Source organism: Corynebacterium sp., assembly GCF_012837295.1.
Taxonomy (GTDB): Bacteria; Actinomycetota; Actinomycetes; order Mycobacteriales; family Mycobacteriaceae; genus Corynebacterium.
Genome location: NZ_DURI01000270.1, coordinates 1 through 6,496 on the forward strand (window position 1 = coordinate 1; position 6,496 = coordinate 6,496).

The window sequence follows — 6,496 nt, forward strand, 5'->3', positions numbered from 1 at the left end:
CGACGGTCGCGCAGCGCACGGCGGCGGCCGGTTTCCCGCCGAGGCGGAGGGTCGTCAGGTCGCGGAACGCCACGTCGTGGTCGATTTTGGCCCCGGAAACACCGGAGATTCGCGTCAAGGCTGATTCGTGCACGTCCCCCACGTTAGTATCGGGGGCATGGCTTCCCACACCGAGATCACCGCCAACGTCAATTACGCCCCCGAGAAGGTCCACGCGGCCCTGTCGGACAACGCCTACTGGACGTACCTGGCCGAGAACCTTTCCACGCCCGCCGGCGAGGTCGTCTCCTTCAACAACGAAGGCGACCGCATCGACGTCGAGCTCAAGCAGACCCTGGCCACCGATGCCCTCCCGGATGCCGTCAAGTCCCTGATCAAGAACGACCTCATCGTCGTGCGCAAGATCTCCTGGGGCCCGCTGGCCGGCGATTCGGCCGACGCCACCGTCGATGCCGACGTCACGGGCATGCCGGTGACGTTCTCCGGCACGCAGAAGCTGGCCCCGGCCGGCGATGGTTCGGCCATCGTCACCGGCGCCGACGTCACCGTGAACGTGCCCATGATGGGCGCCATCCTGGAGCCGAAGGTCGCCGCGGCGGTCGACGGCCTGTTCCAGAAGGAGGCGGGCATTCTCCAGGAGTACCTGGCCAAGAACGCCTAGTCCGCTTCTTCCCGGCCGGGTCAGTCCCGGCCCGGCTCGCCCGTTGCTTTGCGACGGCCCCGCGCCCGCACGCCACCCGGTGTGCGGGCTTTCGCCGTTCGGGGCACCCATTGGCCCCGGCGGCCGGTTTCCGCCATGCTGTGACACGTGAACGCGAAGAGGAAAAGGACCAAGAAGCGCGGCAATCCGCTCGGCGTGCTGGTGGGGGTGGTGCTGGTCATCGCCCTGGTGCTGGTGGTCGGCGAGATCGCGCTGCGCATGTTCCTGGGCAAGGAGATTTCCGACGGTTTCCGGCAGGCCGAGGAGTCGCGCGGCGCGGTGGTGAGCGAGGAGGTGGAGACCTCCTTCGGCTCCAATCCGGTGCTGCTGGCCCTGCTGACCAATCAGTTGGGCGGCATGAACCTGAAGACGCCGTCGACGCTGCAGGTCACCGATCCGCGCGCCGAGAACGGCACTCCGCAGATCGTGGGCTCTCCGGCGGCCGACGTGACGTTGACGGACGTGGACATCTCCAACACCAATGATCCGGTGGCGGCGAAGGTCGACGTGGTCTCCGAGCTGCCGCCGGAGCTGATGATCGCCGAGGCGAACATCCGTGTCTCCGACGCGTCGGGGGGATCGGGCAACCTCATCGAGGATCTGATCACCTCCGCCGTGCGCCTGACCAACCTGACTCCGCACCCGGATCGCGGCGTGCTCACCGCCGAGTTCTCCGGCGGCCTGGCCACCGTGGACCTGCGGCCGGTCGTCCGCGATGGCGGCGTCACCGCGGAGATCGAGGGAGGTTCCGTCCTGGGCGTGGGCGCCGACGGCCTCATCTCCCGATTCGCCGAGGCCGCCCTGGCGGGCCCCGCCCAGCAGATCGGCCACGGCTTCACCGTCAAGGACATCGCCGTCACCGACAAGGGCGTGGCCGTGACGCTCGAGGGCCGCGACATCGCCCTGTCGGGTCTGTCGGCGATCGAGTACCGCTAGACCGCTGGACCTCTAAAACCGCTCCGGCCGTCAGAGGTCGAGCACCAGCCGGTGCGGCATCTGCACCACGTGGGCCCCGGCGGCCAGCGCCATCGCGGCGCGGTCGCCGGGGTCTTCGCTTGTGCCGGCGTCGACGGCGGCACCGGTCGCGCCCGCCGCCGACTCCTCCCCGATCACCGCTATGACGCCACTGCCCGGAGCCGCGGCGCGGATGCGCAGGATCTGCTCGGGGCCGACATCTCCTCGGCCGGCCCCGCCCGCACCCCACCCGGTCCCGGTACCGGTCGCGGTCCCGGTGGCGATGGCGTCCGCGCCGCCGGCGGCGATGGCGCCGATGATGGCGTCGAACGAGTCGTCGTCGAGCGTTCCCGAGGCATGCAGCCCCGCCTCGACGACCACCGTCAGCTGCGTCGGTGCAGCGACCGCACCGCGCAGCGCCACGACCTCGGACAGCACCGCGTTGGAGTCGCCCGCCGCCACTGCGGCCCGATCGAGGACAACCGCGACGTCGTGCGCGCCATGCTCGGCCGCGAGCCGAGCCTCGGCGGCCTTGACCAGGATGTGGGACCGGCCCGTCGGAAAGCCGCAGACCACCCCGATCCGCAGCCGACCCGACCCCGCCCCGGCTAGCTGATCGAGCATCGCGGGCAGCAGCCGCACGCCCGCGCACCCCGCCTCCGCGGCCGCCTCGACCGCCGCCCGCACGCCGTCGGCGGACAGCTCCGGATCGAGGATCGCCACGTCGGTTTTCGCGGCGGGCGGCACGGGCCGGGGCGCGGACGCGGGCCCCGAGGGCGGCAACGGCTGACTCATGGCCCCCAGCGTAGGCGCGGGGGCTAAAATCCCGGGAATGACCCGTTCACCGTTGGCCCAACCGAAGCAGGCCCCCCAGGAGCGCCAGTACATCCTCACGCTGGGCTGCCCCGACTCGACCGGCATCGTCTCGCACCTGTCGTCCTTCCTGACCGGAATCGGCGCCTGGATCACCGAGGCCCACTTCTTCTCCGACCCGGAGAGCAAGTGGTTCTTCACCCGCCAGGCCGTCCGCGCCGACGAGCTGGACATGACGCTGGAGGAGGTCCGCGAGGCCTTCCAGCCGATCGTCGAGCAGCTCGGCCCCGAGGCGAAGTGGAAGATCTCCGACAACGGCGTGCCCAAGCGCGCGGTGATCCTGGTGACCAAGGAAGGCCACTGCCTGCAGGACCTCCTCGGCCGCGTCGACCAGAACGATTACCCCATGGAGGTCGCCGCGGTCATCGGCAACCACGACAACCTCGAGCCGCTGGCCCGCGCCCACGGCATCCCGTTCCACCACGTGCCCTTCCCCAAGGACGCCATCGGCAAGCGCAAGGCCTTCGACGAGGTCGCCGAGCTGGTCAACGCCGAGGACCCCGACGCCATCGTGCTCGCCCGCTTCATGCAGATCCTGCCCGCGGACCTATGCGAGATGTGGGAGGGCCGGGCCATCAACATCCACCACAGCTTCCTGCCGTCCTTCATGGGCGCCCGTCCGTACCACCAGGCGCACAAGCGCGGCGTGAAGCTCATCGGCGCCACCTGCCACTACGCGACGTCGGACCTCGACGACGGCCCGATCATCGAGCAGGACGTCATACGCGTGTCCCACAAGGACACCCCCCGCGACATGCAGCGCGAGGGCCGCGACGCCGAGAAGCAGGTCCTCGCCCGGGGCTTGCGCTGGCACCTCGAGGACCGCGTGCAGGTGTACGGCAACCGCACGGTCGTCTTCGACTAGGTGCGCAGCTAGTTCGCACGGCATTCGCACGGAGTCGGCGCGGCGTTCGCGCCCGTCCGACGAGTCCCCGGCATGACGAAGCCGGCCCCACTTCGTGGTGGGGCCGGCTTCTTTTTGCTTTGCGACGCTCGCGCGCCCGCGCAGCGGCCTACCAGCCGCCCTGGGCGTTATCCAGGATGCCGCGGATCTGCGGCCGCACGTCGAGCCAGTAGATGCCCGTGATCACCAGCGAGGCGATGATCGGGATGCCGAGCATCATCCAGCCGATCATGGGGAACGCCAGGAACGCGGCGGAACCGCCCAGCATCGCGGCCCACACGCCCTTGCTCTTGCGGTCGGCGGCGTCGAAGGCGTCGGCGCGGGTGGTCAGCACCATGACCAGTCCCGCGATGGCCGCGATGGCCAGAAGCATGGGCAGGCCGATGCGGAAAATGATGTCCACCCACTGGTAGATGTCCCGGATGATCATCAGTTGGCGTTGCCCTCCGACTCATCGTCGGACGCGTCGGCGGAACGCTGCCCGGCCTCGGCGACGGCCTCGTCGCCCTCGGTGACCGCTTCCTCCGCGTCGGCGGAGGCGTCGGCGGTCGGCACGTCCGCGGCGGCGCCGGCGACGTTCTCCGACCCGTCGAGATCCACGACCTCGCCGTCGACCACGTCGGGCTCGGCGTCGACGACGTCGGCATCGTCGGCGGCCTCGCCGGCGGCGCCGGTCGCCGCGCCCTCGGCGCGCAGGGCGCCCAGCAGCTGCTCGGTGACGTCGGCGGCCTGGTGCAGCAGCGACTCCACGCGGGTGGAGATCTTCTCCTGGTCGAAGCGGCCCAGGAACTCCTGGCCCGCATCCTGCAGCGGCTTGACGGTCTCGCGGGCGACGTCCTCCAGCGAACCGGTGACGCGCTCGGCGGCCGCGCCCGCGAACGGGAGCTTGCCGAAGATCGCCGACACCGGATCGGTGGCTCGGCCACGGCCCTTGGCCTCATCGGCGGCCGCATCCTCGCGGGCGCCCGGGAAACCCGCGACGCCGAACGACGACCCGCGTTCCTTGGCCACGTGGACGCCCTCGTCCACCGCCTGCTCGCCACGGGCTGCGAGCTCGCGGTAGATCTTCGACGCGGCCTCGAGGTAGCCGTCGGCCACCGCGCGCAGCTGCTCGGGCTTGAGCTGCTCGGCGCCGGCGGCGACGTCCTCCGGCAGGGTGTGGGCCGAGGCGAAGGCACGGTCGCCGCCCGCCTGCGCCTTGGTCAGGGCGTCGTTGAACGCCAGCTGCGCCGCATCCAGCGCCTTGAGGAACGCCTCGCGGGACTGCTCGCCGGCGTTGTCGCCCAAATCGCGGACCTTGCGGCGGGCGTCGCGGACGCGACCGGCCACGCCGTCGGCGATGCCGGCCGTCTGGCGAGAATCGGCGTCTGCGGCGGCTCCGTCGGTGTCGGCGTCGTCAAGCGAATCCGCCGACCCGTCGCGGGCCTCCTCCTCGGCGCGGACCCGGGCCCCGATGTCGCCGAGAATCTCGACCGTGCGCACGCCGGCGCCGATCCAGGCGTAGAACGGGGTCTTGACCAGATCCATGGCATTGCCGAGCTTCTCGTCGCGCTCGGCGCCGTTGCCGGCCGTGCTGTCGGTGTTGCCGGTGTTGTCGGTGTTGTCGGTGTTGTTGGGGCTGTCGGGGCCGTTGTGCTCGGTCATCTCTGCTCCTCGGTGAATAGCCGTCCACTCCAGTCTACGTACCCGCAACGATCCACGTCAGCGCATTGTTCCCGAACTCCCCCGGAGCCGTCAGCCGCCGAAGATCAACGTGGAAAACGTGTAAATGGCCAGGCCCGCGAGCGAGCCCACCAGCGTGCCGTTGACGCGGATGAACTGCAGGTCCCGGCCCACCATCAGCTCGATCTTCTTCGACGCCTCGTCGGCGTCCCACCGCTCGACGGTCTCGGAGATGATGGACGTGATCTCGCCGGCGTAATTCTCCGCCAGGAACGTCGCGCCCTTTTCGATCCGCTCGTCGATCGACGCGCGCAGCCCCGGGTCTCCGTTGAGCCGGTGGCCGTAGCGCTCGGCGGCCTCCGCGATCTTGCGTCGCAGCAGCGACTCCGGATCGCGCGCGGCCTCGATGAGCGACTCCGACGTCGACGCCCAGATCGCGCCCGGCGCCGCCACCACCGCCTTGGAGCCCAGCAGATCCGCCTTCAGCTCCTCCACGCGCGCCATGGTCACCGGGTCCTCGCGCAGATCGTGCGCCAACTTCTTCATGCCGCGCCGCAGCGCCTGCCGGGCCTCGTGGTGCGGATCGGCCTGGACATTCCACGTCCACTCGACGATCTCGCGGTGCACGCGGTCGCCGATCATGTCGTTGACGAACCTCGGCGCCCACGTCGGCGCGCGCTCCCCCACCATCGAATCGATGAGCTCGTGGCTCGACTGCGCCTTGCGGTGCAACCACTCCGCCAGCTGCTGCACGATCGGCTCGGTGCGCCCCTCCTCGATGAGCTGCTCCAGGATGCGGCCGGCGGGCGGCCCCCACTCCGGTTCCGCCAGCTTGTCGACGACCGCCGCCTTGATCACGGCCTCCGCGTCGGCCGGATCGACGGCCTCCAGGGCATTGCCGATGAACTTGCCGGCATGCTCCGACACCTTCGCCCCCGACCCCGGCTCGACCAGCCAGGATCCGACGCGGTCGGTGATCCGCAGGGACCGCACCTTGTCCACGACGAGCGCGGGATTGAGGAAGTTGTCCCCGATGAAGCTGGCCAGTGACTGCCCGACCTGGTCCTTCTTCCGCCGCACGATGGCCGTGTGCGGGATGGGGATGCCCATCGGATGCCGGAACAGGGCGGTCACCGCGAACCAGTCGGCGAGTGCGCCGACCATGCCGGCCTCGCTCGCCGCGCGGACGTAGCCGATCCACGCCGCGGGGATTTCGCCGTCGGACATCGCGTCGGCCTCGAGCCAGCGGCAGCCCAGGTAGATCAGCGTGGCCAGGACCAGCAGGCCCGTGGCGAACGCCTTGGAATTGCGCAGCTCCCTGCGCTTGCGGTCCTCGACCTCCGGCGAGGGTCCCGGCACCGCGAGGGGGCCGGCGGACGGCTGGGCCGGCGGCGTCGGCGCCG

General features: G+C 70.6%; 7 protein-coding genes. 3 read left to right on the forward strand and 4 right to left on the reverse strand.

The window, feature by feature from the left end; genetic code table 11:
* The first annotated feature begins 157 nt into the window (after positions 1-157).
* Positions 158-661 carry a DUF2505 domain-containing protein gene (locus tag GX015_RS08910; RefSeq protein ID WP_291344479.1) on the forward strand — a complete coding sequence of 168 codons (504 nt, stop codon included), beginning with the start codon at positions 158-160 and terminating at the stop codon, positions 659-661.
* Between the two features lie 147 nt (positions 662-808).
* Positions 809-1,636, forward strand: a complete 828-nt coding sequence (locus tag GX015_RS08915) for a hypothetical protein (RefSeq protein ID WP_291344481.1) — start codon at positions 809-811, stop codon at positions 1,634-1,636.
* Positions 1,637-1,666: 30 nt separating this feature from the next.
* Here GX015_RS08915 and GX015_RS08920 read toward each other — a convergent pair whose 3' ends face one another.
* On the reverse strand, positions 1,667-2,449 hold the full coding sequence (locus GX015_RS08920) for a hypothetical protein (RefSeq protein ID WP_291344483.1): 783 nt from the start codon (positions 2,447-2,449) through the stop codon (positions 1,667-1,669).
* Between the two features lie 37 nt (positions 2,450-2,486).
* On the opposite strand from GX015_RS08920, the gene purU reads away from it, so the two are divergent.
* Positions 2,487-3,392 carry a formyltetrahydrofolate deformylase gene (gene purU / locus GX015_RS08925; RefSeq protein WP_291344485.1) on the forward strand — a complete coding sequence of 302 codons (906 nt, stop codon included), beginning with the start codon at positions 2,487-2,489 and terminating at the stop codon, positions 3,390-3,392.
* Between the two features lie 148 nt (positions 3,393-3,540).
* Here the strand turns inward: purU and GX015_RS08930 are convergent, their stop codons facing one another.
* The 3 genes from GX015_RS08930 to GX015_RS08940 all read right to left on the reverse strand — a co-directional run bounded on the left by GX015_RS08930 (position 3,541) and on the right by GX015_RS08940 (position 6,452).
* The gene (locus tag GX015_RS08930; RefSeq protein WP_291344487.1) at positions 3,541-3,861 is read right to left on the reverse strand and encodes a DUF2516 family protein; all 321 of its coding nucleotides are present in this window, start codon (positions 3,859-3,861) and stop codon (positions 3,541-3,543) included.
* The gene (locus tag GX015_RS08935) at positions 3,861-5,075 is read right to left on the reverse strand and encodes a hypothetical protein (protein WP_291344489.1); all 1,215 of its coding nucleotides are present in this window, start codon (positions 5,073-5,075) and stop codon (positions 3,861-3,863) included. Before GX015_RS08935 ends, GX015_RS08930 begins: the two co-directional genes overlap by 1 nt.
* Before the next feature lie 90 nt (positions 5,076-5,165).
* Positions 5,166-6,452, reverse strand: coding sequence for a DUF445 family protein (locus tag GX015_RS08940; RefSeq protein ID WP_291344491.1), 1,287 nt, complete (start codon positions 6,450-6,452; stop codon positions 5,166-5,168).
* Between the last annotated feature and the right edge of the window lie 44 nt (positions 6,453-6,496).